This is a genomic window from Phaeobacter sp. SYSU ZJ3003, assembly GCF_041300735.1.
GTDB lineage: Bacteria > Pseudomonadota > Alphaproteobacteria > Rhodobacterales > Rhodobacteraceae > Phycobacter > Phycobacter gallaeciensis_A.
The window spans coordinates 14,865-38,286 of record NZ_PXNU01000050.1; the positions used below are offsets into that span (position 1 = coordinate 14,865).

Annotated in this window: 23 protein-coding genes and 1 tRNA gene; 6 read left to right on the forward strand and 18 right to left on the reverse strand. The window is 55.8% G+C overall.

The features are described 5' to 3' along the window. Positions 1-4 precede the first annotated feature (4 nt). Both C6W91_RS16895 and C6W91_RS16900 read right to left on the reverse strand, forming a co-directional pair. Positions 5-1,120, reverse strand: a complete 1,116-nt coding sequence (locus C6W91_RS16895) for an acyl-CoA dehydrogenase family protein (protein WP_274837074.1) — start codon at positions 1,118-1,120, stop codon at positions 5-7. A 5-nt stretch (positions 1,121-1,125) separates the two neighbouring features. Continuing rightward, positions 1,126-2,301, reverse strand: coding sequence for an acyl-CoA dehydrogenase family protein (locus tag C6W91_RS16900; protein ID WP_274837075.1), 1,176 nt, complete (start codon positions 2,299-2,301; stop codon positions 1,126-1,128). 140 nt (positions 2,302-2,441) lie between these two features. Between C6W91_RS16900 and C6W91_RS16905 the strand changes: the two genes are divergently transcribed. The 3 genes from C6W91_RS16905 to C6W91_RS16915 all read left to right on the forward strand — a co-directional run bounded on the left by C6W91_RS16905 (position 2,442) and on the right by C6W91_RS16915 (position 4,809). Continuing rightward, positions 2,442-3,437, forward strand: coding sequence for an NADPH:quinone oxidoreductase family protein (locus tag C6W91_RS16905; RefSeq protein WP_274837076.1), 996 nt, complete (start codon positions 2,442-2,444; stop codon positions 3,435-3,437). Between the two features lie 167 nt (positions 3,438-3,604). Further along, a complete protein-coding gene (aroQ, locus tag C6W91_RS16910; protein WP_274833605.1) occupies positions 3,605-4,057 on the forward strand; it encodes a type II 3-dehydroquinate dehydratase in 453 nt (150 codons plus the stop codon). Further along, a complete protein-coding gene (locus C6W91_RS16915; RefSeq protein WP_274837077.1) occupies positions 4,054-4,809 on the forward strand; it encodes an autoinducer binding domain-containing protein in 756 nt (251 codons plus the stop codon). Before aroQ ends, C6W91_RS16915 begins: the two co-directional genes overlap by 4 nt. A 446-nt stretch (positions 4,810-5,255) precedes the next feature. Here C6W91_RS16915 and tsf read toward each other — a convergent pair whose 3' ends face one another. The 5 genes from tsf to C6W91_RS16940 form a co-directional block, all read right to left on the reverse strand. Then, the gene (tsf, locus tag C6W91_RS16920) at positions 5,256-6,131 is read right to left on the reverse strand and encodes a translation elongation factor Ts (RefSeq protein WP_065270299.1); all 876 of its coding nucleotides are present in this window, start codon (positions 6,129-6,131) and stop codon (positions 5,256-5,258) included. Between the two features lie 78 nt (positions 6,132-6,209). Continuing rightward, positions 6,210-6,977: a 30S ribosomal protein S2 gene (gene rpsB / locus C6W91_RS16925; protein ID WP_065270300.1), complete on the reverse strand. Its 768-nt coding sequence runs from the start codon at positions 6,975-6,977 to the stop codon at positions 6,210-6,212. Positions 6,978-7,133: 156 nt separating this feature from the next. Then, positions 7,134-7,973: a 1-acyl-sn-glycerol-3-phosphate acyltransferase gene (locus tag C6W91_RS16930; protein ID WP_274837078.1), complete on the reverse strand. Its 840-nt coding sequence runs from the start codon at positions 7,971-7,973 to the stop codon at positions 7,134-7,136. A 7-nt stretch (positions 7,974-7,980) separates the two neighbouring features. Further along, a complete protein-coding gene (locus C6W91_RS16935; protein ID WP_274837079.1) occupies positions 7,981-8,739 on the reverse strand; it encodes a GNAT family N-acetyltransferase in 759 nt (252 codons plus the stop codon). Positions 8,740-8,843: 104 nt separating this feature from the next. Then, positions 8,844-9,026: a DUF3553 domain-containing protein gene (locus C6W91_RS16940; protein ID WP_065270303.1), complete on the reverse strand. Its 183-nt coding sequence runs from the start codon at positions 9,024-9,026 to the stop codon at positions 8,844-8,846. A gap of 29 nt (positions 9,027-9,055) precedes the next feature. Between C6W91_RS16940 and C6W91_RS16945 the strand changes: the two genes are divergently transcribed. Beyond that, positions 9,056-9,652 carry a histidine phosphotransferase family protein gene (locus tag C6W91_RS16945; protein ID WP_065270304.1) on the forward strand — a complete coding sequence of 199 codons (597 nt, stop codon included), beginning with the start codon at positions 9,056-9,058 and terminating at the stop codon, positions 9,650-9,652. A 65-nt stretch (positions 9,653-9,717) separates the two neighbouring features. On the opposite strand, the gene C6W91_RS16950 is transcribed toward C6W91_RS16945, so the two are convergent. The 7 genes from C6W91_RS16950 to C6W91_RS16980 form a co-directional block, all read right to left on the reverse strand. Continuing rightward, entirely contained in the window at positions 9,718-10,983 is a 1,266-nt protein-coding gene (locus tag C6W91_RS16950; RefSeq protein WP_274837249.1) for a glutamate-5-semialdehyde dehydrogenase, read from the reverse strand. A 73-nt stretch (positions 10,984-11,056) separates the two neighbouring features. After that, positions 11,057-12,163, reverse strand: coding sequence for a glutamate 5-kinase (gene proB / locus C6W91_RS16955; RefSeq protein ID WP_274837080.1), 1,107 nt, complete (start codon positions 12,161-12,163; stop codon positions 11,057-11,059). Beyond that, positions 12,151-13,185, reverse strand: a complete 1,035-nt coding sequence (gene obgE, locus C6W91_RS16960; RefSeq protein ID WP_274837081.1) for a GTPase ObgE — start codon at positions 13,183-13,185, stop codon at positions 12,151-12,153. Before obgE ends, proB begins: the two co-directional genes overlap by 13 nt. Before the next feature lie 122 nt (positions 13,186-13,307). Beyond that, positions 13,308-13,844, reverse strand: coding sequence for a GNAT family N-acetyltransferase (locus tag C6W91_RS16965; RefSeq protein ID WP_065270308.1), 537 nt, complete (start codon positions 13,842-13,844; stop codon positions 13,308-13,310). A gap of 256 nt (positions 13,845-14,100) precedes the next feature. Continuing rightward, positions 14,101-14,370, reverse strand: a complete 270-nt coding sequence (gene rpmA / locus C6W91_RS16970) for a 50S ribosomal protein L27 (RefSeq protein ID WP_065270309.1) — start codon at positions 14,368-14,370, stop codon at positions 14,101-14,103. 11 nt (positions 14,371-14,381) lie between these two features. Then, positions 14,382-14,978 (reverse strand): 50S ribosomal protein L21, encoded by a 597-nt coding sequence (locus tag C6W91_RS16975; RefSeq protein ID WP_065270310.1) that lies wholly within the window; start codon positions 14,976-14,978, stop codon positions 14,382-14,384. Between the two features lie 263 nt (positions 14,979-15,241). Further along, positions 15,242-16,093, reverse strand: coding sequence for a DUF2059 domain-containing protein (locus C6W91_RS16980; RefSeq protein ID WP_274837082.1), 852 nt, complete (start codon positions 16,091-16,093; stop codon positions 15,242-15,244). A 120-nt stretch (positions 16,094-16,213) separates the two neighbouring features. Here C6W91_RS16980 and C6W91_RS16985 point away from each other — a divergent pair. Together C6W91_RS16985 and C6W91_RS16990 are read left to right on the forward strand one after the other, a co-directional pair. Then, positions 16,214-16,303, forward strand: a tRNA-Ser gene (locus C6W91_RS16985). Between the two features lie 1,414 nt (positions 16,304-17,717). Continuing rightward, positions 17,718-18,251 (forward strand): hypothetical protein, encoded by a 534-nt coding sequence (locus C6W91_RS16990; RefSeq protein ID WP_370571172.1) that lies wholly within the window; start codon positions 17,718-17,720, stop codon positions 18,249-18,251. Between the two features lie 620 nt (positions 18,252-18,871). On the opposite strand, the gene C6W91_RS16995 is transcribed toward C6W91_RS16990, so the two are convergent. From C6W91_RS16995 to C6W91_RS17010, 4 genes are all read right to left on the reverse strand, one after another. Next, a complete protein-coding gene (locus C6W91_RS16995) occupies positions 18,872-20,269 on the reverse strand; it encodes a DUF3987 domain-containing protein (protein WP_370571173.1) in 1,398 nt (465 codons plus the stop codon). Continuing rightward, a complete protein-coding gene (locus tag C6W91_RS17000) occupies positions 20,269-20,463 on the reverse strand; it encodes a helix-turn-helix transcriptional regulator (protein ID WP_370571174.1) in 195 nt (64 codons plus the stop codon). Before C6W91_RS17000 ends, C6W91_RS16995 begins: the two co-directional genes overlap by 1 nt. Positions 20,464-20,893: 430 nt before the next feature. After that, entirely contained in the window at positions 20,894-21,556 is a 663-nt protein-coding gene (locus tag C6W91_RS17005) for a hypothetical protein (protein ID WP_370571175.1), read from the reverse strand. 31 nt (positions 21,557-21,587) lie between these two features. Then, complete coding sequence (locus C6W91_RS17010) at positions 21,588-22,853, reverse strand: tyrosine-type recombinase/integrase (protein ID WP_370571176.1); 1,266 nt, start codon at positions 22,851-22,853, stop codon at positions 21,588-21,590. Positions 22,854-23,422: the final 569 nt, after the last annotated feature.

Genomic DNA, 23,422 nt, shown 5'->3' on the forward strand with positions numbered 1-23,422 from the left:
TCCTTTAAAATCCGCGCAGCCGCGCCACCTGCGCAGCGTGGTAGCCGTAATCACCCAGCCATTCTGCCGCGACGCGGGCGCGTTTCATATAGAAACCCATGTCATAGGCGTCGGTCATGCCGATCCCGCCATGCATCTGCACGCCTTCGCGCGCGGCGAGTTGCGCCGTATCAGTCGCCCGCGCCTTGGCCACTGAAACCGCCAACGTGGCGGCATCCGGATCAGCGTCCAGAATCCGGCCTGCCTGCAGCACGGCTGAGGTTGTCATCTCGATCTCGCACCACAGATGCGCGGCGCGGTGTTGCAAGGCCTGAAAACTGGCGATGGTGACACCAAACTGCTTCCGTTCTTTTAGATACTCGGTGGTCATGGCAAAGGCCGCTTGCGCCAGACCGGTGCTTTCGGCGGCAAGGGCAGCCTGCCCGGCCTCCAGCCCATAACGCAACAGTGCCCTGCCATCCCCGGCAGCGCCGAGCAATTCGTCGCCCGAGACGGTAACATCATCAAACTCCAGCCGTGCCGCGTCGCGGCTGTCGATCATCGCAGATACATTGCACCTCAGCCCCGCGCGGTCAGCAGGCAGATCAAACAGGCACGGGCCGTCCTCGCTTTGCGCCAGAACCAGCACGTGATCGGCATTTCCTCCATCCACGACAAAGCGCTTTTCACCCTTCAGGACGTAGCCGTTGCCGCGCTTTTCTGCCGTGAGTTCAATGCGCTCCGGATTGAACTTGGAGCCTTCATCAACAGCAATGGCATAGGTCCGCGCGCCGCTGGCAATCTGCGCCAGTGCCGCCTGACATCGTGGATCATCAAGCCGCCGCAAAACCGTCGCCGCCATGACGACTGTGCTCAGGAACGGGCTGACGGCAAGCGTCCGGCCCATTTCACCTGCCAGCACATGGGCGGCGGCGTGCCCCATGTCAGCGCCGCCTGCGCTTTCCGGGACCAAAATCCCGGCCCAGCCCGCATCGACCATTTCCTGCCATAAGGCATCGTCGCGGGTCTGGTTGGCGTCGCGCAACTCCCGCAGGCGCGAGACTGGAGCGGATCTGTCCAAAAGCCCCCGGGCGGCTTCCTGCAGCATGATTTCTTCTTCAGTTTGAATGAGTTTCAGCATCAGTCTTACCCCGGAAGCCCCAGAATGCGGCGGGAAATGATCGACAGCATCACCTCGGAGGTGCCGCCCTCGATCGAGTTCGCCTTGGTGCGCAGCCAGGAGGGCGCACGCCCGTCATCCCAGTCCAGTGCATCGCTGCCGCCTGCGGCCATCACCAGTTCCAGTCGGCGTTTGTTGAGCTCGGTTCCGGCATATTTCAGCATCGCAGAGGCATCACCGACGCCCTGCCCGCCTTCAGCCTGATCCTTGTAGCGTTCCAGCGTCATCTCCATCGCCAATGCGTCGACTTCCGTGCGCATCGCGTCGGCTCGCAGCACCGGATCGCTTTGGCCGGTTTCCGCATCGCCCAGAACCGCTCCCAGCGCCCGGCCCGCGCCCATGGTCTGCCCGCCGGCGCTGATCATCTCGCGTTCGTGGGTCAGCAGGTATTTGGCCACGTCCCAGCCCCGATTCACGTCCCCGACCACCTGAAATTTCGGCACCTCAACGTCATCAAAGAAGGTTTCGCAAAATGGCGAGGCGCCGGAAATCAGCCGGATCGGGCGGGTCGAAACCCCTTTTGAACTCATATCCATCAGGATAAAGGAAATTCCCTTATGCTTGGGCGCGTCGCGGTCGGTGCGCAGCAGCGCAAAAATCCAATCGGCCTTGTCCGCATAAGAGGTCCAGATCTTCTGCCCATTGACCAGCCAGTGATCGCCTCGATCCTCGGCCCGTGACTGAACTCCAGCAAGATCAGAACCCGCGCCCGGCTCAGAATAGCCCTGACACCAACGGATTTCACCGCGCGCAATGGGCGGCAGGTAGGTTTGCTTCTGCTCTTCGCTGCCGAACTTCAAAAGGGCCGGGCCGAGCATCCAGATTCCAAAACTATCAAGCGGCGAGCGCGCGCCCAGTTCTGCCATCTCCTCTTTCAGGATCTTGTCCTGCGCCCGGGTAAGGCCAGCACCGCCATAGGCACGCGGCCAGGTTGGAACCGTCAGTCCGGCAGCAGCGCAGCGATCCAGCCAGAGTTTCTGCGCGGGAGAAGAAAACTCCCAAGTCTTGCCGCCCCAGCAGATGGCACCTTCGCCACTGGCGCCATCGCGCATGTCGTCGGGGCAATTCTCCTCCAGCCATGCCCGGATTTGCTTGCGAAACTCAGGTGTATCCGCAAACTCCGGCTGTGTACTCGTGGTCATGATCTCCCCCCATGGTTCCACCCGGCTCGTGATGTTTCACATAGCAGAATTGCATTTCGCTATTCCATTGACAACGCTCCAGACAGCCCCAAGACTTTACGTAATTTTGGCATCTGACACTGGTGGGAAGAGGAAAAAACATGAAAGCAATGCTCAGCATCGAGCCCGGCGGACCCGAGAGTCTGACATGGACGGAGCTACCGGACCCGGCGCCTGCCAAGGGGGAATTGTTGGTAGAAATCCGTGCCGCCGGCGTCAATTTTCCCGATACGCTGATCATTCAGGACCTCTATCAGATGAAGCCCCCGCGCCCCTTTGCGCCCGGCGGTGAAATCGCCGGAGTGGTCGCCGCCATTGGTGAGGGTGTCGAAGGCTACGCCATTGGGGATAGGGTTCTGGCACTGACAGGCCATGGTGGATTTGCGACCCATCGCTGCATCGACGCAGCGCAGGCGATCCGTATTCCCGACGCGATGCCGTTTGAGGACGCCGCCTGTTTCGTTTTTACCTATGGCACATCCTATCACGCGCTGAAGGACCGCGCGCATATGAAACCGGGCGAAAGCCTTTTGATCCTGGGGGCTGCCGGCGGTGTCGGCGTGGCTGCCATCGAACTGGGCAAGGCGATGGGCGCCAAGGTGATCGCGGCAGTGTCTTCGGACGACAAGGCTGCCTTCTGCCGCGAGGTTGGAGCGGATGAAACGCTGGTCTACGGCCGCAGCCTCGACAAGGGGCAGCAGAAAGATTTTTCGTCCCAGATCAAAGCCCTGTCGGGAAAAGATGGTGTTGATGTAGTCTATGACTCCGTGGGCGGCGCCTATTCGGAACCAGCCTTGCGGGCGATGGCCTGGGAAGGCCGGTTTCTGGTCGTTGGCTTCCCGGCCGGCATCGCGCAAATCCCTATGAATCTGCCGCTTCTGAAAGGTTGTGATATCGTAGGCGTGTTCTGGGGGGCCTCTGTCTATCGTGACCCCAAGGGCCATGCAGAAAACATGGCTGAATTGTTCGCCCTTTACGAGCAAGGCAAGATCAAACCACGTATCAGCGAAACCCTGAAGATGCAGGATGCTGCCACTGCGCTGAACCTTGTGCAGGACCGCAAGGCGCTGGGCAAAATCGTCCTGACCAACGATTAACATTTGGGGTGCAGCACCACAGGAGGCCGGATGATGGCGCTGCACCTTCCGCGAAGTAAACTCTCTGTAACAAAGTAGGAACACGTTCAAAAAGGCGCATATACGCCGTCGCTTTTAATAAAGTTCTCCTGTAGTTTCCGGGACATGAACTGCACAAGGATAATGCGATGCGCAGTATTCTGATCCTCAATGGTCCGAATCTTAATCTTCTGGGGACGCGCCAGCCGGAAGTCTACGGACGGGAAACCCTGGAAATGGCCGAAGCAGCCTGCGTTGCCCATGCCAGAGCGCAGGGTCTTGAGGCTGTCTGCCTGCAATCCAATCACGAAGGTGTGTTGCTGGATGCCATTCATGCGGCGCGCGGCACCCATTCCGGGGTCATCCTGAACGCTGGCGCGTACACGCATACGTCAATTGCGCTAATGGACGCGCTCTTTTCGGTTGAAATTCCCGCCGTTGAGGTCCACCTATCCAACATCCACGCCCGCGAAGAGTTTCGCCACAGGTCATTTATCTCGCGTGCCGTCATCGGCCAGATTTGCGGTTTTGGAACACAGGGGTATTTGTTTGCCATCGATGCCCTAGCCAAGCATTTTGAACGAGAGGCGGAGCCTGAATGAACCTTTCTGACTATCTGCATTTCGTGTGCGGGGCCAAGACGCTCGAAGAGCTGTGGCATGGGCACGTGGATCAGATGGCAAAGTTCGAATTTGACAGGCTGATTTACGGATACACTCGCTACAAGACAGAAACCTCTCTGGGGGATCCGGAAGATTTTGTCGTGCTGTCCAACCATTCGCCGGAGTACCTGAACGGGTTCCTGCACCGGGGCCTTTATTCCAGCGCGCCGATGCTGCGCTGGGCACTGGAAAACGAAGGCGCCGGCAGCTGGCATCTGATTCAGAGGATGATCGAGAATGGTGAGCTTGGCCCGGATGGCGAACGGGTGCTGGAGTTCAACAGAAAGATGAAGATGAACGCGGGCTATACGGTCAGCTTTCATTCCAATTCGGCGCGTTTCAAAGGTGCGATCTCGCTGGCTGCGCGCAGTGAGCTGTCCCAGGACGAGGTCGATGCGATCTGGGTTGAACACGGCAGCGATATCATCCTTATGAACAACGTGGCGCATCTGAAAATCCTCACCCTACCCTATAGTCCTCCGAACCGGGCCCTCACCAAACGGCAACGGGAAGCGCTGCAATGGGTCGGAGATGGCAAGACGACGCAGGACATCGCGATCCTCATGGGCCTGACCCCGGCCACGGTCGAAAAGCACCTGCGCCTGGCCCGGGACGCGCTGGCAGTGGAGACAACGGCCCAGGCCGTCCTCAAGGCAGCCTTGCACAACCAGATGTATGTGATGGAATCCTGACGGGATCCCCCTACCCGGCCTGGCTATTGTGAGTTTCCGCTAGGGAGGTTTAAGCCTGCCAGACGCTAAAGAGCGTCAAATAGGTAAGGAATACACTACTACCGATTTCGTACAAAAAGACGCAGTCTGTAAATGTTCCGTGAGTGGTGGCTTTAGCCTAGGAACTTTGGGAAACGACCCTTGTAATACCAAGGCTCTCCGACCTGTGTGGTTGCCGACGCTTATACTCAGCGTCGGTGATCATGTTTTTGGGGTCCCATCCATCCCTATCAGTGGGGCCCCATATTCCCCGATCATATCCCCTATTCGCCCTGCCAGTTCGCCCTGGGCTGGCTCAGACGTTCCTCGAACCGAGACACGATCCTCTAACCCACCAAAGTACTCAAGAAACGCAAAAAAGGCCGGTAGGTTTCCCCACCGGCCCCTTAAAAGTCTGTCTAGGCAGATTAGCCCTGAGCCGCTTTTGCGACTTCAGCTGCGAAATCTTCTTTTTCGACTTCGATGCCTTCACCAACCTCAACACGGATGAAACCGGTCACGGTGGCGCCAGCTTCCTTGGCAGCGGCTTCGACGGTCAGGTCGGGATTCACGACGAACTGCTGGTTCAGCAGTGTCGATTCCGCAACGAATTTCTTCATGCGGCCAACGATCATCTTCTCGATCACCTGCTCCGGCTTGCCGGATTCACGGGCGATGTCCATCTGAACTTGCTTCTCTTTCTCGACAACCGCCGGGTCCATATCAGCTTCGCTCAGGGCAGCGGGGTTAACCGCGGCGATGTGCATTGCAACCTGCTTGCCAAAGGCTTCGTCGCCACCGGTCATTGCAACCAGGACACCGATTTTGCCCATGCCGTCAGCGGCAGCGTTGTGCACGTAGGACACAACAGTTTCGCCTTCGATCTTGGCCATCCGGCGCAGGGTCATGTTTTCGCCGATGGTGGCGATCTTGTCGGTCAGGGTGTCAGCAACGGATTTACCACCCAGATCGGCCGCGTTCAGACCGTCGACGTCATCAACGTTCAGAGCTGCCTTGGCGATGCCGGCAACCATTTCCTGGAATTCGCCGTTCTTCGCAACGAAGTCGGTTTCCGAGTTCACTTCAACGGCGACGCCCTTGCCACCTTCGACGACGACAGCGACCAGGCCTTCGGCTGCGGTGCGGCCGGATTTCTTGGCGGCTTTGGCGAGACCTTTGGTGCGCAGCCAGTCGACGGCCGCTTCCATGTCGCCATTGGTTTCGGTCAGCGCTTTTTTGGCGTCCATCATGCCGGCGCCGGTCGAGTCGCGCAGTTCTTTCACGAGTGCTGCTGTGATTGCCATGTTAGGCTCTCCTCAAATCGAAACGGAATTGGGGCAGGAAATACCCTGCCCCTGATGTCAAATCTGTGACAGGCAGGATCAGGCCTGAGCTTCCTCGGAAACAGCTTCCTCTTCGGGAGCTTCTTCCAGGGCGCCAAGGTCAACACCAGCTGCACCCAGCTGTGCGGACATGCCGTCCAGCGCAGCGCGGGCAACCAGATCGCAGTACAGAGCGATGGCGCGGGACGCGTCGTCGTTGCCGGGAATGATGTAGTCAACGCCATCGGGCGAGCAGTTGGTGTCGACGATTGCCACAACCGGGATACCCAGTTTCTTGGCTTCGGCGATGGCCAGCGCTTCTTTTTTAACGTCGATGACGAACAGCAGGTCCGGCACGCCGCCCATTTCGCGGATCCCGCCAAGCGAGGCCTGCAGTTTGGTCTGGTCACGTTCCATGCCCAGGCGCTCTTTCTTGGTGAGGCCTTCAGCACCGGTTTCCATCTTCTCGTCGATTTCCTTCAGGCGGTTGATCGACTGGGAAACGGTTTTCCAGTTGGTGAGCGTGCCGCCCAGCCAACGGTGGTTCATGTAGTACTGAGCCGACTTCTCTGCCGCGTCTGCAATCGGCTGAGCCGCCTGACGCTTGGTGCCGACGAACAGGATACGGCCGCCTTTTGCAACGGTGTCACGAACAACCTGCAGAGCCTGGTCCAGCATCGGAACGGTCTGGGTGAGGTCCATGATGTGAATGCCGTTGCGCGCGCCATAGATGAAAGGCGACATGCGCGGGTTCCAGCGCTGAGTCTGGTGGCCGAAGTGAACGCCAGCTTCGAGCAGCTGACGCATGGTGAACTCGGGAAGAGCCATGCTATCTTTTCCTTTTCCGGTTTAATCCTCGGCGGGGGTCTCAGAGCGGATGCTCCAACCGGCGGGCCGTTGGGGATGTCTCCCCCAAATCGGCCCAAACCCCGCCTGCGGGTTCGATGGCGCGCGTATAAGTCACCTTTGACAGGGGCGCAAGGCTTATTTCGCTGCCTTTGCCCGCAACTGCTCATGGCCTGCGCGCACTTGGGCCTCGCAGGCCGCCGCCAGATCTTTGCGATTTGAAAAATCAGCAACGCGTAGCGGCGGGTGGTACATCAGCTCAACCCGGCCTTGCCGGGTCGCAGCAAGGGTTTTCAGCAGATGCGGCCCAAACTCCATATCCCCCCACCAGCCATAGAACCGGTCCGGCGCACCGCTGGGGGCGAAGAACACCACCGATACCGGCTGAACATGCATGAAATCGCGCAGATGGTCACTGAAGAATGCGGCGAAGAGTGTTGTTTTGAATGGCAAAACCCTGAGGCCATCGGTCGAGGTGCCTTCAGGAAAGAACAACAGCTTGTGCCCGGCCTTCAGGCGCTCTTCGAACAGCAGGGTTTGCTCTTTGGCTTTCTTGGGGTTGCGGTCGATGAACACGGTTCCGGTCGCCCGCGCCAGCCAACCGATGCCGGGCCACCCTGCGACCTCGGCCTTGGAGACGAAATAAATCCGCTTTCGCGCGTTGAGGGCGAAAATATCCAGCCAGGACGTATGGTTGGCCACGACGGCCCCGCGCTGCTGCATGAGGGCGCCGGTGGTGGAAAACCCCATACCCAGCACCCGGAAGGCATTGCGGCAGACGAATTGGGTAATGAAAGGCGTCACGGGTCGGTGCAGCCCACACAGCGGATATTCGATCAGCCGTACCAGAAGCAGAACAAGCAGCCCGCCGAATACCAGCGTCCCAAGCACCAAGACCCTGACGCAGACCAGCATCCACCCGAGCGGACCGATCCGCACCGGATCAGGCGCCTCATCACTGTGCCAAACCGGGCTCATCGCAGGCTCACGCGCCCCCGCCGCCGGTATAGATCCGTTTCTGACGCGCGTTCATCCGCTCGGTATCCAGAACCAGACAGACGTCCGTGGTGTTGAATGTGTGGTCAACAAATGCGCCATCGCCGACAAAGCCGCCCAGACGCAGGTAGGCCTTGATCAGCGCTGGCATATCCACCATCGCCTTGCGCCGGTCCAGTTGCTGCGGATCAATCAGATCCATTGGCTGGTAAACGCGCGAACGCACCCGCAGATCTGGCGGCGCAAGATGGTTGTGATGCAGCATCGTCAAAGGGGCAGCCAGTTCCTGCGCGTCGGTACCGGGGAAGCTGGCGACGCCAAACAGAACCTCTATCTCATGCTCGGCAACGTATTGCGCCAGACCGTTCCACAGGTGGAACATCCCCGCGCCGCCGCGATACTCCGGGTGCAGGCAGGACCGGCCCAGTTCCAGCAACCTGCGGCCCGAGGATTTGAGCGGCGTCAGATCATACTCATCCTCGGAATAGAACTGCCCAACCTCAGCTGCGCGATCACTGGTCAGCAGGCGGTAAACGCCCACCACCTGACCACTGTTGGTATCAGTTAGCAGCATATGATCGAAAAACGGATCGAACCGGTCGCGTTCAAGCCCGGCCGCGTGATCGACAAGCTCCCCATCTCCGCCCAGTTCGGTCACAAAAACCTGATACCTCAGTGCCTGCGCCGCGCGCAGATCTTCTTCGGTCCGGGCCAGGCGCACAGAGAAGTCGGAAGGGGTGTCAGGCATCGGAATTCTCGGTGGTCGAAGCTGCTCTGCAGATAGCGTATCTGCTTTGAAACAGGCAAGAGTTTAACAAAACCGAAATGGGTTTATTAACTGGCCGTAAACCATTATGGCTCAAACACTGGAACAAGGGCCACTTGGCGTCCATCGAACACGAGCTTGCCCTGGTCCCGAAAATTGACGGTGATTTTGCCTGCGGCATTGGACTGTACCTGCCCGAGCCCCCATTCCGGGTGTTCCGGGTGTTTCACGTACATGCCCGGCGAAAGGATTGCATTGAGGTCAGTCATTTGAATTGGCCCAATTCGGAGGATATTACATGGCTGTAGATAATGAAGATCTGCCTGCATTGATAGGGTCGCGGATCTGCCACGATCTTATCAGCCCTATCGGCGCCATCAACAACGGCCTTGAACTGCTTGGAATGTCTGGCGAAGTTTCCGGTCCCGAGATGGAGTTGATTTCCGACAGCGTGACCAATGCCAATGCCCGCATCCGGTTTTTCCGCATTGCCTTTGGCGCCGCAGGTGATCAGCAGATGGGCCGCGCCGAGGTTGTTTCGGTTCTGGATGACGTCAGCAAGGGCGGGCGGCTCAGCTACCAGTGGGCCCCTCTCGAAGGATCCAGCCGCAGTGAGGTCCGCATGGCCTTCCTTGCCGCGCTCTGCCTGGAAAGCGCCCTGCCCTATGGCGGTACCATCACCGTGCTTTGCGCGGATGGGCATTGGACCGTCATCGGCGAAGGTCCGAAACTGAATGTGGATGATGCGCTCTGGGCGCGCCTCAGCGATGACAACGCAGAGGTGAAGATCTCCCCCGCGCAGGTCCAGTTCGCGATGCTGCCCTACGCCGCAAAGCAGGCAGAGCGGGACCTGAAGGTCGAGCAGGCGCTGGAAAAGATCTCGATCTTCTTCTGATTCAAACGATTTTTAGAATAGAAAACGCCACCCCAGCGGGTGGCGTTTTGCGTTTCATTTGGACCTCAGGCGCGCGTGGTTCCGTCGCCGCGCACCAGATATTTGAAACTGGTCAGCTGCGCCGCGCCCACCGGGCCACGGGCGTGCATCTTGCCGGTTGCGATACCGATTTCCGCGCCCATGCCGAACTCACCACCATCGGCAAACTGGGTCGAGGCATTGTGCATCAGGATGGCACTGTCGAGTTCGGCAAAGAACTGATCCACAGCCGCCTCATCCTCGGTCAGGATGCAATCGGTATGCTGGGAATGATGCGTCCGGATATAGGCGATTGCCTCGTCGATATCGGCGACCTGACGGGCCGAGATGATGGCGTCCAGATGCTCCTTACCCCAATCCTCGGCCGTGGCGACAACCATGTTCCCGGGGCCAGGCAGACCTTCCTCAGCGTGGATTTCGACGCCAGCTGTAGCCAAGGCAGTCAGGACATCCTTGCCGATGGTTTCGGCGATGTCCTGATGGATCAGCAGACATTCGGCGGCGCCGCAGATCCCGGTTCGCCGGGTTTTGGCGTTCAGCACCACGTCCAGCGCCTTTTGCGGGTCGGCGGATTTGTCGAGATAGATATGCACGATGCCTTCGAGATGGGCAAAGACCGGCACCCGCGCTTCGCGCTGCACCAGCCCAACCAGCCCTTTGCCGCCGCGGGGCACGATCACGTCGACATAATCGGTCATGGTCAGCAATTCCTGCACCGCCGCGCGGTCACGGGTCGGCACCAACTGCACCGCGGTTTCCGGCAGATCCGCCGCCTTCAGACCTTCGGCAAGGCAGGCATGGATGGCGCGCGCCGAATGGAAGCTTTCGGAGCCGCCGCGCAGGATCACCGCATTGCCGGATTTCAGGCACAGCGCGCCGGCATCCGCTGTCACATTGGGACGGCTTTCATAGATCACTCCGATCACGCCAAGAGGCGTCCGGACCCGCTGAATCCGAAGACCCGAGGGCTGCGTCCATTCCTCCAGCACCTCACCCACAGGATCACTCTGACCTGCCACGGCGCGCAAGCCATCGACGATGCCCTGAATACGCGCCTCATCCAGCATCAGCCGGTCCATCATGGCCGGCGAAAGCCCTTTGGAGCGCCCGAACTCCATATCCTTTTCATTGGCGGCAATGATCTGGTCACGCTGCTGCCAGACCGCATCTGCTGCGGCCAGAAGCGCCTTTTCCTTGCGTTCGGCACTGGCTGTGGCCAGTTTTTCCGCAGCTTTCCTTGCATTTTTGCCAAGCTCAGCCATCAGAGCCTGAATATCATCGGTGTCTTTCATCGGTATCATGCCTTTGACGTCCTCGGGTCACAGACTACTGCGAACCGCGAGGGAAATTCCATATAGAAGAAGATCAGAAGGCGATGTCGTCTCGGTGGATCAATGCGGCCCGGCCCGGATAGCCAAGCGTCGCTTCGATCTCGGCCGACTGGCGCCCCTGTATTGCGCGGGCCTCGCCACCGGTATAGCGCGACAAGCCCTGCCCCAGTTTGCGCCCGTCTGGGCCCAGGATGGCCAGCGGTTCCCCGCGGCCAAAGTCCCCCTCTACATAGCGTACCCCGGCAGGCAGCAGGCTGTTGCCGTTCATCAGGGCGTTGGCGGCCCCTTCGTCAATCGTGATCACGCCGCGCGTCTTCATCGCTGCGATCCAGCGTTTGCGCGCGGCTTGCGGATCGCCCTGCGCCACGAACCAGGTGCAGGGAACACTATCTTCCAGCGCTTTCAGTGGGTTAAGGGCCGAACCTTCAGTGATCACCATGGCGCAACCGGCCGCCGTGGCCATCTTGGCCGCCATCAATTTGGTTATCATGCCACCTTTGGACAGGCCCGACACCCCGTCGCCGGCCATGGCTTCGATCTCGGGTGTGATCTCTTCGATCCGGTCGAACCGGCGAGCCTCGGGATCGATCGCGGGGTTGGCGCTGTAGAACCCATCGACATCCGACAACAGGACCAGCGTATCTGCCCCGACGGTTACAGCGACCTGCGCCGCCAGCCTGTCGTTGTCGCCATAACGGATCTCGTCGGTGGCGATGGTGTCATTCTCGTTGACGATGGGCACCGCGCCCAGACCAATCAGGGTTTCCAGCGTCGCCCGGGAGTTGAGGTACCGACGCCGGTCCGAACTGTCCTCCAGCGTGACCAGCACCTGCGCGGTGGTGATCCCATGCGGTGCCAGCGCTTCCTCATAGGCACGAGCAAGGCGGATCTGACCCACGGCAGCAGCAGCCTGCGATTGCTCCAGCGGCAATTCGCGGCGCGGCAGATCGAGCACCCCGCGCCCCAGCGCGATCGAGCCGGAGGAGACGATCACCACATCCTTGCCCAGCGATTTCAGCCAGGCCACGTCATTGGCAAGGGAATGCAGCCAGCCAGAGCGCAACTGACCGCTGGCTCGGTCTACCAACAGCGCCGAGCCGATCTTGATGACGATGCGCCGGGCGTCGCTCAGGGCTGCCACGTCTCTTCCTCTTCCTCGGGTTTCAGACGCAGGCGATCCTCTTTGATCTGGTTGCGAAGGGTGCGCAGCACGTCGGTCAACCCGTGGCGGCTGACGCCAGACATCAGATGCACCGGCCCGCCGACGGCCGCCTCGAGGGCGGCATGCGCCTCGGCGCGCTCCTCGTCATCCAGCGCGTCCACCTTGTTCAGCGCAGTGATCCGGGGCTTTTCCGCCAACTCGCCGCCATAGGCTTCGAGCTCTCCAACGATGGTATGGTAATCCTCAACCAGCGTTTCCGAGGTGCCGTCCACCAGATGCAGCAGCACCGCGCAGCGTTCCACATGGCCCAGGAACCGGTCACCGATCCCGCGTCCCTCATGGGCGCCTTCGATCAGGCCCGGAATATCGGCAACCACGAATTCAGCGTTATCAACGCCAACCACGCCAAGGTTCGGATGCAGGGTGGTAAAGGGATAATCGGCAATCTTGGGCCGCGCATTGGAGGTCGCCGACAGGAAGGTCGATTTTCCCGCATTCGGCAAACCCAGCAGGCCGGCATCCGCGATCAGTTTCAGTCGCAGCCAGATGGTGCGCTCGACGCCGTCCTGACCGGGATTTGCACGGCGCGGCGCCTGGTTCACCGAGGTTTTGAAATGCAGGTTGCCAAAGCCGCCATTGCCGCCCTTGGCCAGCAGCACACGTTGACCGAGTTCGGTCATATCCGCCAGTACGGTCTCTTCATCCTCATCCAGAATTTCGGTGCCGACCGGCACCCGCAGGATGATATCATCGCCATCCTTGCCGGTGCGCTGACGCCCCATACCGGACTGGCCGTTCTTGGCAAAGAAGTGTTGCTGATAGCGAAAATCGATCAGGGTGTTGAGCCCGTCCACGGCCTCAACCCAGACCGAACCGCCCTTGCCACCGTCGCCGCCATCGGGACCACCGTGTTCGATGTATTTCTCACGCCGGAAGCTGATACACCCGTTCCCGCCTGCGCCGGAGCGAATATAGACCTTTGCCAGATCGAGGAATTTCATGTCAGCTCCTTCGTGCAGATCGCCAGGCGGCGGCTCCGCAGCTTTCGATTGTGGACAGGGGCATTGAGCACCCCATGCCATGGTTTTGCGATTGGCTTATCCCATTGGGGAAGAGCCGCCAATCACTGTTTTCGGCTGTAGGTCCAGGTCGGCACGGTCGAGTCCCGGGCCACGCAGAAAGTCTCTGCATCACCAAGATATTCGAACCCGCAATGGATCAGGACCCGGGCCGAGGCCGGATTGTCCTGAAACACCGAGGCAAACATCGCTGCATTGCCCAAGGGGTTGGCCTGCACTAGCGCCTCAAGGGCTTCGGAGGCCAAGCCGGTGTTCCAGAACGCCGGTGCGATCCAGAACCCAACTTCGGACTGGTTGCGGTCCATCCGCTTCAGCCCGATCACGCCCTTCAGTTCATCTCCGCCCGACGGGGTGCCGTCGATGGCCCAGATGTCCTCCTCGCGGTCCGGCGCCATGGCGCGGGCCACATAGGCCTCGACAGCGCCGGGGGGCAACGGATGCGGGATCGAGGTGGTCATCCGCGCCACCCGTTCATCCCCCGCGTAATGCGCGATCAGACCCGCGTCCGATTTGCGCAGCGGACGCAGCAAAAACCGCTCTGTCTCGATGACCGGTTGCTGGTCTGTCTGATCCAAACTCATTGCCTTGCTCCTCCTCAAAAGACCAATCGTCGATCGGCGACCGGTACGGCCTTTCCGGGAAAGCACCAAGATAGGTGCTGATCTGCCTGACGCCAGCCCCGGGCTGCAAATTCGTCCGGTTGGGAGCGTTTCCTTCCGGGACCACCCCGGAACACCCTGCCCGTCGGACATCATTTGCGGATTACTGGTTAAAACGAAAAAGGGGACCGGCTCTATCACCGATCCCCTCAATATTTTTTGCCACTTCGGGTTCGGCTTACTCAGCGGCCTCCGCCACTGGGAGAACCGAAATAAAGGTACGGCCTTTAAGGCCCTTGTGGAAGGTCACAGCACCGTCGGTGGTTGCAAAGATGGTGTGATCTTTGCCCAGACCAACGCCTTCGCCCGGCCAAAACTTGGTGCCGCGCTGACGTACGATGATGTTGCCTGCGATGGCCGCCTGGCCACCATACAGTTTCACGCCAAGGCGGCGACCGGCTGAGTCGCGGCCGTTACGGGAGGAACCGCCAGCTTTCTTATGTGCCATTGTCTATCTCCTTAGCCTTTAGCCAGATCTTTGGCTTGCTCAACCCATTCGGGTTTCACTTTGATGGCGTCGATAGCAGCAATATCGTCTGCCGACAAGGCTGCGATCTGTGCGAAGCTGGTCAGACCAGCGTCGTTCAGCTTGGTAGCGGCGGCAGGGCCGACACCGGTCAGCTTGGTCAGATCGTCGGAACCGGCAGCAGCGGGTGCTGCGGCTTTCTTGGCAGCCGGAGCAGCAGCGGCAGGTGCGGTTGCGCCTTTACCGGTTGCAGCTTTTACGCCGGATTTGTCCGCGCCCGACGCCAGGATGTCGGTGATCTTGACCAGAGTCAGCTTCTGACGGTGGCCTTTGGTGCGCTTGGACGAGTGCTTACGACGGCGCTTGACGAAGTGGATCAGCTTTTCGCCTTTGATCTGATCGATCACTTCGGCCTGAACCGCAGCACCGTCAACAAAGGGAGCGCCGACCACGGGGGCGTCGCCACCGAGCATCAGAACATCGTTGAACTGGATTTTTTCGCCAGCATCAGCAGCAAGTTTCTCAACGCGGAGCACGTCGCCCGCCTGAACCTTGTACTGCTTGCCGCCAGTCTTGAGGACCGCAAACATGTGCGTCTTTCCTTTTTCAACCGCGTCCTTCGGCCCCTGAACTTCAGGTGTTTCGGCATTTGGTGTTTAAACCTTTGCCGCCTCGAACAGCGCGACCCTTGTACGGGCCGTATTACAAATAGACCCGGCACAGAGATTCCGGGCCGGGATGGGCGCTTTTTATCCAGAAAGTGGCTCATGTCAACCACTGATTGCCGCCCCGATACATGTCGTGCGCCGGTCCGGAGGGAAAAGGGTGACAGGGCCGCCCGGAACTGGCGCGCCTAGATGTCTTCGCCCTGCCCCAACCCCTTCATCTGGTAGGCCAGCGCCTCGAACCGGTTGGCAGTGATCTCATACTGTACTGCATTCAGCAACTCATAGACCTCTTGCATCAGCGGCGTCTCCAGCGCCCGTACATAAGAACGGACCTCTTCATCGGAAAAATCCTGATAGGCATAGGCGGATGAAGCCATGCTGGAGGCCCTAAGCGCCATCCGCATGCCCGGCGCCTGCTCCTGCTGCCAGGCCCGCAAACCGTCGGCGTCCAATTGCAGATCAATCACCCTGGCGGCACTGGCCGCCATCAGGAACCGGAACTGGATCTGCTGGATTGCTTTGACACCGGTATCTGCGGCATCAACCGCCTTTGTCATCCGCTGGAGCAAGGCCAGCCGTTCGCTGCCGCCCTGCACCAGATCGGCGATAATACGCTGTCCCGCAATCTGCTTGGTCTCGTCATCCTCGACCATATGGGCGGCATTTTCGGCTGCCACCAGCCGCTGCCCCAGATCGCTGGCATAAAAGGCCGCCGCATGATCCAGCGCGGCATCGTCCAGCGTTTCGACAAGGATATCGAGCGCCAGCGCCCGCATCCGCTCGGTGTCGAACACCCGCTCGGCCAGCCGGGTCCACTCCTGCCCAAAATCCCCGGCCTCAAGCCCGAGCATCTCAGGCGCGCTTTCGGCGGAAAGTGCAATACTGTCCAGCGCCACGTCGAATCCAGTGACCTCAAGAAAAGCGGTCACTTCAGCACGGTCAGCGGCCCTGGCCGGAGACAAAAGCCCGGATGCAAAGACGCCAATGAACAGCGCAGCACAAAGCGACGCCAGCGGTTTTAGAAGAGAATGTGTCATACCCACGAATCTATGGTAAATTGTCTGACAGACAATGAAAAAGCGACTTTCGCTCAAGAAGTTGAAAATCCCCCCTTGCGCCCGCCAGAATTCAACATTAAACCGCCGCTCACCCCCCGCGGAGAGGTGCCGGAGTGGTCGAACGGGGCGGTCTCGAAAACCGTTGTTCCTTCACGGGAACCCAGGGTTCGAATCCCTGTCTCTCCGCCATTTTCCCTTCAAAATAAGGGTTTTTGGTAGATTTGGAAACTCAACTATCAAAATAACTATCAAACCAGATTTTGGTTTTGAAGCTGGCCGCATGCTAAGTTGTGGTGCTGGACGGTTATCGTCTTGGAACATCCGGTAGTGTCCGAAAACTAGCCTCTTACGTTCCAGGATTTTTTTGATTCTTCTAGACGATGCTCTGCGCCAACGGTTTGCCACTCCTAACGGAGTGTCATCATCTCTTTCCCTTCACCTTATGGGCACGTCACTTCGTTACGCTTCGCTCCACTGCGTTCCTACCCAACGGTTCAGGAACGAGATGACCACCTTCATAGGGGTATGGGTGGATGTTTTGTTCTGTTTTTTCTTTTCTTTAAGGAAAAGTGGAACGTTTTTTATCCCCTAGTTTTCAGCACACTTCGAGCAAGGTCAGCAGCATTGGCTGTTACAGAAACTAGGGAGGGTATGCTTTTCATCGTCAGCCAACCGTTGTACATGCGAAGGACTAGAACCATTGTGGCTATCTCCCTAGTTCCCCTTCAGCCCGGCAGTTCAGGCCATGCATGAGCGCCAACGCAGACAGCGCAAGATGTGCGCAGACAACCCTACACAGCCTGCCATATGAGAAATCTAGCGCATTTGTTCTTGGGGTATGACTTACTGATTTTTCAATCCACCACACCACTGCCCCCCGGTGTTGGTCTGTCAGTGTTCTTTTTGACGGTCAGCCAAGAGCAGCAAGTCGTGCTTGCAGACGATGAAGGATTGGTGCTAAAATCTTTACCAAAAGGGACGATGTTATGATCAAGCAAATATTAGGAACTTTGCTGGCATTTTGCTACATTGCGGGCGTTATTAAGGGATTTGCAGGCGGATTCATGATTGGTGTCGTCAGCATATTTATACCTCCTGTAGCAATATTTATGCTGTTTTCGTAAATTGAGGGGATCAATATATGTATATCTCGGGCGCGTTATTCGCTTTTTCCATTGGTTTCCTTGGCGGCATGCTGCAAGCCAACTGGAGAAAAAACTACTTGCACGAGAATGAAAGCTTTCTTCGCTCTCTCGTCGGGGCGATGGTATCTGGTTTGATCTGGGCAATATTGTCTTGGATCGGCGTTTTCCTTGCAATTATAGTTTACTATAAATGGTACGTTCATAACAGACATTGATTACACCGTGATATGGCTTAGTTTCACCAATCGCCAAACTCGATCCAATGAACTCAACTTTCCTTCAGACCAACTAGGATCGAGAACTTACGTAACTGATAGAGAATTCAGCCAAATGCGTCAACAATCAGCCTTGTGTAGCAAGTCGCCCCTGAAGACGATGAGAGAGCCGTGCGATCTGAGGTCAAAAATTTTAAAGGCAAGTCGCCTCTGGGGGGCTTCACTTAAAAAAGGATATTTTTTATGAGTATAGGACATGCAAGAGTTAAGATTTCTGATTATGGTGAGCCAAATTTTAAGTCTATTATTCAATCAAGAGGCCGATACAATTATTACTTTATCGAGCATAGCGTTGGTGGAGAAATAACAATTACTTCCCACAAGAAAGCCTTTGGATTGTTGCCTGTGTATCAGGACTTAGCAATATTTCGACTAAGTGACATTGTTGGGTATATAAACAGTAGGCATGATTTATTTGGGGTTAGCTATCGGGACATACTGGAAAAAGATACTTACCTTAATTTCGATAAGGAAACCCTTAATTATTTAAATAAAAATGTTAAATACGACAAACATGGTGCGTATTTCATTGAGGTGAAAGGCTATGATGTTAGGGTTTATACCTCTGAGCGAATTCACTTAACGGATACCGATCCGAAGAGAAGAAAAGATTTTTTTCTAAGTGAGAGGATGGAGGAAATGGAAAAATTATCTTCTGCAGACCTCAGGCCAAAGTCAATAAACCCTCCATGGCTGTTCAATTACCATGAGGCCTAAAGAGAGATTCATTTCTAAGTTATTGGGAGGCGACATCGGGCGCTCCACTTTTCTCCACTAGTTTGGAGTTCCGATGAACAAGAAAGCCTTTGTTGCGACCATCACAAGCCGTTCTAGTAGCTTGAGTACATCTAGGGACCATATCGCTTAGCTCTGTTGCCTACAGAAACGTACGGTCAGCTAATCGTCCCTACGGATGCCATAAACGCATTTCAGGCTTTCCTGTACTGAAAGCTAGGGGATGCTGCTCCAGCAGCCAGGCATCCACCATCAGAACTAGGAACTGCATCCCCTGCATAGGTATTCCTAGTTCCCCAGCAGCCAGCCAGTATCCCTGACTACGAACACACATCAATCCAACATGAAGAAAACGGATGGACGGATTTTCCTATAGGGAAATTCATCCCTCCGTTTTTATACCACGCTTACCGAGCATTGCCGTGTTTAGCATTTTCGCATCCAGAAAACCCCGCCAGAACGTGCATTTCAAAAACACGCATGACGGAGAAAATTGCCTAAAAAACCTAAAATACTTCCCCTTCATCGTTTGAGGTAGAGAAAATTAGGTTTTTTAGGTTCTTTGGACGGTCCCGCGTTTCGCCTGATGTCTCAAGCCCAGCTTAGAGTGTGTTGTTCCATCTGTACCTCAGGCTTGGCTTGCCACCAGTTTCCTTGGCGGATTTTTCTTCACGCATGAGGTAATTGTGCGCAACAAGAACATCGATGGCAGCATTGATGAAATTCAGATCATTCAGGCCCTTCCAGCCTTTTTGTTTCACCTGGCTTGGCGAAAAGTCCTCTTCTAGTTTTTGTCGCTTCTCAAGAAGCAGGTTGGCTGCCTTGTAGCCCTCATCCCCATACCCGTAGATCCGCTTGGCATGACTGAAAAGGTAATTTGACCAGCCAATCGCCTTGTTTAAAGATTGTTCTCCCACCTCAGTTATGTGCTGATTATCGGCAAGCTCTATCAAGAGGGCGAGTGATGCGACCAAGGCAGGAAATTTCTGTAGGTGACTGGCCAAGTCGTTCCGCCCTTGGTTCTCAAACTCCACTGCTAACTTTGCATTCCGTTCATACCAATCGTTGAATATGTGCTGATGTTTTAGGGCGAAATTCAGGTTTTTGCCCACGCCGTTATAGATGCTGGTGAATGTTTCTTTTGCATCTTCATGGGCAAATTCATCTGGCGCACAGTCCACAAGTTTGAAGCTGGGCTTGAAATCTGGAAAAACGGCAAGCTGAAGCCTTTGTAAGAAACCATCGCCAGTATTTAGGTTTCCGCTAAAACAGCATTTCAACACATCTGGCTGAATATTTCCTATCAGACTTAACGTATTTTGAGGAATGTAAACAGAGTCCCTTCCCACCCGGTCCACTGAATACGGCTTATCACCATTAAACGCCTGAAGGAGATAGGGCCTATCGCCGCTCCGACTTTGGCTTTCAAAGCCTTTGAACATTCCTGAAATTTCGTCATTGACCAAAAGCAATCCAGCCGGATTTTCTGCTTGTAGTATCTGAACTTTTTCAATTGTAGAGTCATTTACAACGATCCGCTTTCCTTTTTCTCTTGCAGATTTATCGAGTGAATAGATGTGCTCCAATCCCGCATTCAATGCTGGTGTCTTTTTGGAACTAGGGGAGCCAATTAATAGTCCCCATAGATTTGGCACCACGGACCAAGTGTGATCGACTGATTTTGGCCGTATCTTATATTTGTTGCCCGCGACAGCCGCGAGACCGATCATAATACTGACTGCGATGAAATCAGGCGGGCATTGCAGCCTTTTTTGAATGTCTTTTGCCCACTTTTTTAGCGTGTCGGGCAGAAGATCAAAGTCAAAGGCGTCGACAGGCATCCCGGCTTCGCTTGACAGCGGTGTTACGTCAGGGTCCCGCATTAGAAGTGCTGCCAGCTTCATTTCAACGCTATTGACTTCGCTTAGCGATGCCGTGGCGTTGTTCTCAGGGGTGATGGTAGGCTTGTGGGTATTTGCCGCCACTGTAAGATTATTCATTACGCAGCCTCCTTATCACGCAGGGCAATGCGTGCATCGATCCAGTCTTGAACTTCTGCTGCTACCCATGCGCTAGAGCGTTCGGAAAGCTTCACTGGTTTGGGAAACTCACCTCTTTGGGCAAGAGCATAGAGCTGCGAACGGGAGAGGCCGCTTTGGGCCATGGTTTCGTGTAGTTTGATTAGTTTTGGCATATTTTCTCCAATAATTGATTAGATGGGCAGGGAACGATTTCCGCTGCCTCGTTCGAAGTTATGACCCTGATTTTTATTGGAAAAAATTGGTCAACATGGTAAAAATCGATCAACGATCTTGACCACATTTAGGCCCTAGTTTTTCAAGGGGATGGGGCTAAAGTGGTCAATTATGTCAGAGGAACTTGACCATGTTTCCTGTCAACATGGAGGCCATGGTTGTGACGATGGGCCGATTTGCGCCCTCGTGATCGGGGCACAGAGGCGTACATGATTCTTGCGAGATCATGAACGACAACTCAGCGGCCTTGTTCGGTCACGGACATGCCCTGCGAGAGTTGAATCCGTCGGAGCATCCGTGCTGTCACAGAAGCTTCCTCGTAAAACTGTCGGCCAATAGTCGGTTCAATGCGCCTGTACACTACAGCTTCTAGTTAGGTTTGCGGCCAGATTTAAAGGTGATGATCTTCTGGTCCCTAAAAAAATTCTTGGGTTCGACACCAAATAGCGTGCGGTCTAGTTTGTTCAATTCCATCCACACGTCGCTCTTTCTCATATTACTAACTGCTTGGTGATCCTTATCTTTAAGCCAGCTAATAAATATTTTCTCCCTCCTAACTTGTTTATTTTCTTTCGCACCGTCGGCCCCACTTATTGTGTCGAAAATCTTTTCTAGGTCCGACACACGGATAAATACGTGGTCAAACGACACGGTCTTAAAGGCTGAGGGCGGAGTCAGGTGTTTAGGGTCTGCATGCATTTCAAACAAATGATCGTCACGCTGGTATTCAATAACCTCTTCCAAGTCCTCTATGTCTACGTAAAGGTCGAGTTCGTTCAACACCCCTTTATAGAGTTTGTCGAAATGATCCAACCTGGTTATCGGTAGCAGGTTACCCCGTGGTGCAAAGACGGTTTCCTCTCTCTCATAATATCTAATAAAATAAGGAGGGATGTCGATCTCTTCTTCAGCCCAGCGAACCATTTGAACGCGACTGTCAGTTTGGCTTACTGCATAAAACTCAAAAACTTTCCGAATACCAGCAATAAAGACTCTTTTCATTTGAAGTGGGGTCTTGATGTGCTCTTCCATTACGTATTTGAATGGAACTAGATCAATGAACCTAGTATTTTTCATCAACATTGGTTTTCCACCCACCCAAATAGTCAGCCCAATCCTTCATCATCATAGCTCGTTTAGTGAACTGCGTTCCACGTTGATACGCTCGTTCGACCGCATCAGGCAATCTGTGAGCTAGGGCATGTTCCGCCACTTCTCTGGGATAGTTGGTCGCCTCCGCTGCCCACATACGGAACGTACTGCGGAAGCCATGAACAGTCACGGTCTTGCCTTCTTCATCCACCCATGTCGGCGTTGCCGCGTTCATACGCCGAATGACCGCCGTCAAGCTCATGTCCGATAGGGGTTGCCCTTTGGTCCCCGGAAAAACCACATCCGTACCCTCAAGGCGAGGAAGCTGTTTCAATAACGAAATTGCGGCTGGGCTCAATGGCACTTCGTGCTGTTGTTTAGCCTTCATGCGTGCAGCAGGGATGGTCCAAATCTTTGCTGCCAGGTCGATCTCTGACCACATGGCACCACGTACCTCGCCACTGCGTGCAGCGGTCAGGAGCGTGAATTCTAGCGCCCTAGTTGCCATGCCTTCTCGCTGGCGAATCTCTTGCACAAAACCCCCTACCCTCTGCCATGGAAGTGATGGGTGGTTTTTCGTCGTCCGCACATTGTCAATGGCGGCCAGCAAGTTCTCCAAGTGGCCCTTCCATCTAGCCGGGTTTTCGCCTGAACGGGCACCGCTAGTTGTGGCCCAGCCCAGAATCGACTCCATGCGACCACGTACCCGCTTGGCGGTTTCATTTTTGGCTTGCCAAAATTGCTGACCATTTTCTTGTTCCTGTGTGAGCACTTTGAGAACTAGAGCTGTGTCCACCTGTGCAACAGGCAATGCCCCAATGATCGGGCTAACATACGTCGTGATTGTGTTGCTCCATTGATCGGCATGCTTGGCATTCTTCCAACTCGAACGGTGCGCTTCGATATATGCGCTTGCACATTGATCAAACGTCATCAGCTTGGCCTGCGCCACCATAGCCTCTAGTTTTGCTTCACGTTTGGCTTCTAGGGGGTTGATCCCTTTTAGCTTCAATTTGCGAGCTTCCATGGCCCTCTCGCGAGCATCTGCCAAAGTGACCGTATGAGTGGGGCCCAAGCCCATTCCGTAGGGCGTGCCGTTGATCATGTAGCGGAACAGCCAAGATTTCACTCCGGCCTTCGTGATTTGCAGATACAAGCCACCACCATCGCTATAGAGTCCCGGCGCTTTCTTCTTTTCGACTTCTTTTGCAGTCAGTCTGTTCAGTGTGCGTGCCATGCAATTAACAACTATCAATTCAACTATCAAATAATGACCGGATTTACGTGCATCTGTCAAGACCTTCTAGGACGAACGTCTAACATAACTATCTGATTAAGAACGAATAGTAGGATCACCCTGGACGACCAAGGATGTAATATTGGCGGACTGTCTCTCCGCCATTAATTCCCTAATTTGCGACTGTAACACGAAATAGTCAGGGATTGATGATGACCCTTGGCAATAAGTTTCCATTTCCAAAAACTGTCATACGCTGACGGTATCCGCGCCCCTGGACAGGCTATTGGCTGTTCTACAACACTTCAGTGGCGAAGTAGTGCCACAGCACCCCGGGCCAGAGCATAACCATTTGGGGGCATCACCATTGTTGTGATGTAGCAACGTTCGCGCGGTCGTACTGGCTGCCCGGTTGACACATATCAATATTCGAATTCATTGTCCGTGCCAGTTGTTACACTGAAGTTTGCATACTTCAAAAATGAGAATCGACGGGGCATGCTGGGGATGTCCCTGTTGATGTTGAACTTTGCTTGAAGGGTGGCGTTGCTTTCCCTGAGCCGTAGGCT

What these genes read in the sequence shown, in the direction of transcription:
- C6W91_RS16895 (WP_274837074.1), bottom strand. Translation starts at nt 1,120, where the DNA reads ATGCTGAAACTCATTCAAACTGAAGAAGAAATCATGCTGCAGGAAGCC.
- C6W91_RS16900 (WP_274837075.1), bottom strand. Translation starts at nt 2,301, where the DNA reads ATGACCACGAGTACACAGCCGGAGTTTGCGGATACACCTGAGTTTCGC.
- C6W91_RS16905 (WP_274837076.1), top strand. Translation starts at nt 2,442, where the DNA reads ATGAAAGCAATGCTCAGCATCGAGCCCGGCGGACCCGAGAGTCTGACA.
- aroQ (WP_274833605.1), top strand. Translation starts at nt 3,605, where the DNA reads ATGCGCAGTATTCTGATCCTCAATGGTCCGAATCTTAATCTTCTGGGG.
- C6W91_RS16915 (WP_274837077.1), top strand. Translation starts at nt 4,054, where the DNA reads ATGAACCTTTCTGACTATCTGCATTTCGTGTGCGGGGCCAAGACGCTC.
- tsf (WP_065270299.1), bottom strand. Translation starts at nt 6,131, where the DNA reads ATGGCAATCACAGCAGCACTCGTGAAAGAACTGCGCGACTCGACCGGC.
- rpsB (WP_065270300.1), bottom strand. Translation starts at nt 6,977, where the DNA reads ATGGCTCTTCCCGAGTTCACCATGCGTCAGCTGCTCGAAGCTGGCGTT.
- C6W91_RS16930 (WP_274837078.1), bottom strand. Translation starts at nt 7,973, where the DNA reads ATGAGCCCGGTTTGGCACAGTGATGAGGCGCCTGATCCGGTGCGGATC.
- C6W91_RS16935 (WP_274837079.1), bottom strand. Translation starts at nt 8,739, where the DNA reads ATGCCTGACACCCCTTCCGACTTCTCTGTGCGCCTGGCCCGGACCGAA.
- C6W91_RS16940 (WP_065270303.1), bottom strand. Translation starts at nt 9,026, where the DNA reads ATGACTGACCTCAATGCAATCCTTTCGCCGGGCATGTACGTGAAACAC.
- C6W91_RS16945 (WP_065270304.1), top strand. Translation starts at nt 9,056, where the DNA reads ATGGCTGTAGATAATGAAGATCTGCCTGCATTGATAGGGTCGCGGATC.
- C6W91_RS16950 (WP_274837249.1), bottom strand. Translation starts at nt 10,983, where the DNA reads ATGAAAGACACCGATGATATTCAGGCTCTGATGGCTGAGCTTGGCAAA.
- obgE (WP_274837081.1), bottom strand. Translation starts at nt 13,185, where the DNA reads ATGAAATTCCTCGATCTGGCAAAGGTCTATATTCGCTCCGGCGCAGGC.
- C6W91_RS16965 (WP_065270308.1), bottom strand. Translation starts at nt 13,844, where the DNA reads ATGAGTTTGGATCAGACAGACCAGCAACCGGTCATCGAGACAGAGCGG.
- rpmA (WP_065270309.1), bottom strand. Translation starts at nt 14,370, where the DNA reads ATGGCACATAAGAAAGCTGGCGGTTCCTCCCGTAACGGCCGCGACTCA.
- C6W91_RS16975 (WP_065270310.1), bottom strand. Translation starts at nt 14,978, where the DNA reads ATGTTTGCGGTCCTCAAGACTGGCGGCAAGCAGTACAAGGTTCAGGCG.
- C6W91_RS16980 (WP_274837082.1), bottom strand. Translation starts at nt 16,093, where the DNA reads ATGACACATTCTCTTCTAAAACCGCTGGCGTCGCTTTGTGCTGCGCTG.
- C6W91_RS16990 (WP_370571172.1), top strand. Translation starts at nt 17,718, where the DNA reads ATGAGTATAGGACATGCAAGAGTTAAGATTTCTGATTATGGTGAGCCA.
- C6W91_RS16995 (WP_370571173.1), bottom strand. Translation starts at nt 20,269, where the DNA reads ATGAATAATCTTACAGTGGCGGCAAATACCCACAAGCCTACCATCACC.
- C6W91_RS17000 (WP_370571174.1), bottom strand. Translation starts at nt 20,463, where the DNA reads ATGCCAAAACTAATCAAACTACACGAAACCATGGCCCAAAGCGGCCTC.
- C6W91_RS17005 (WP_370571175.1), bottom strand. Translation starts at nt 21,556, where the DNA reads ATGGAAGAGCACATCAAGACCCCACTTCAAATGAAAAGAGTCTTTATT.
- C6W91_RS17010 (WP_370571176.1), bottom strand. Translation starts at nt 22,853, where the DNA reads ATGGCACGCACACTGAACAGACTGACTGCAAAAGAAGTCGAAAAGAAG.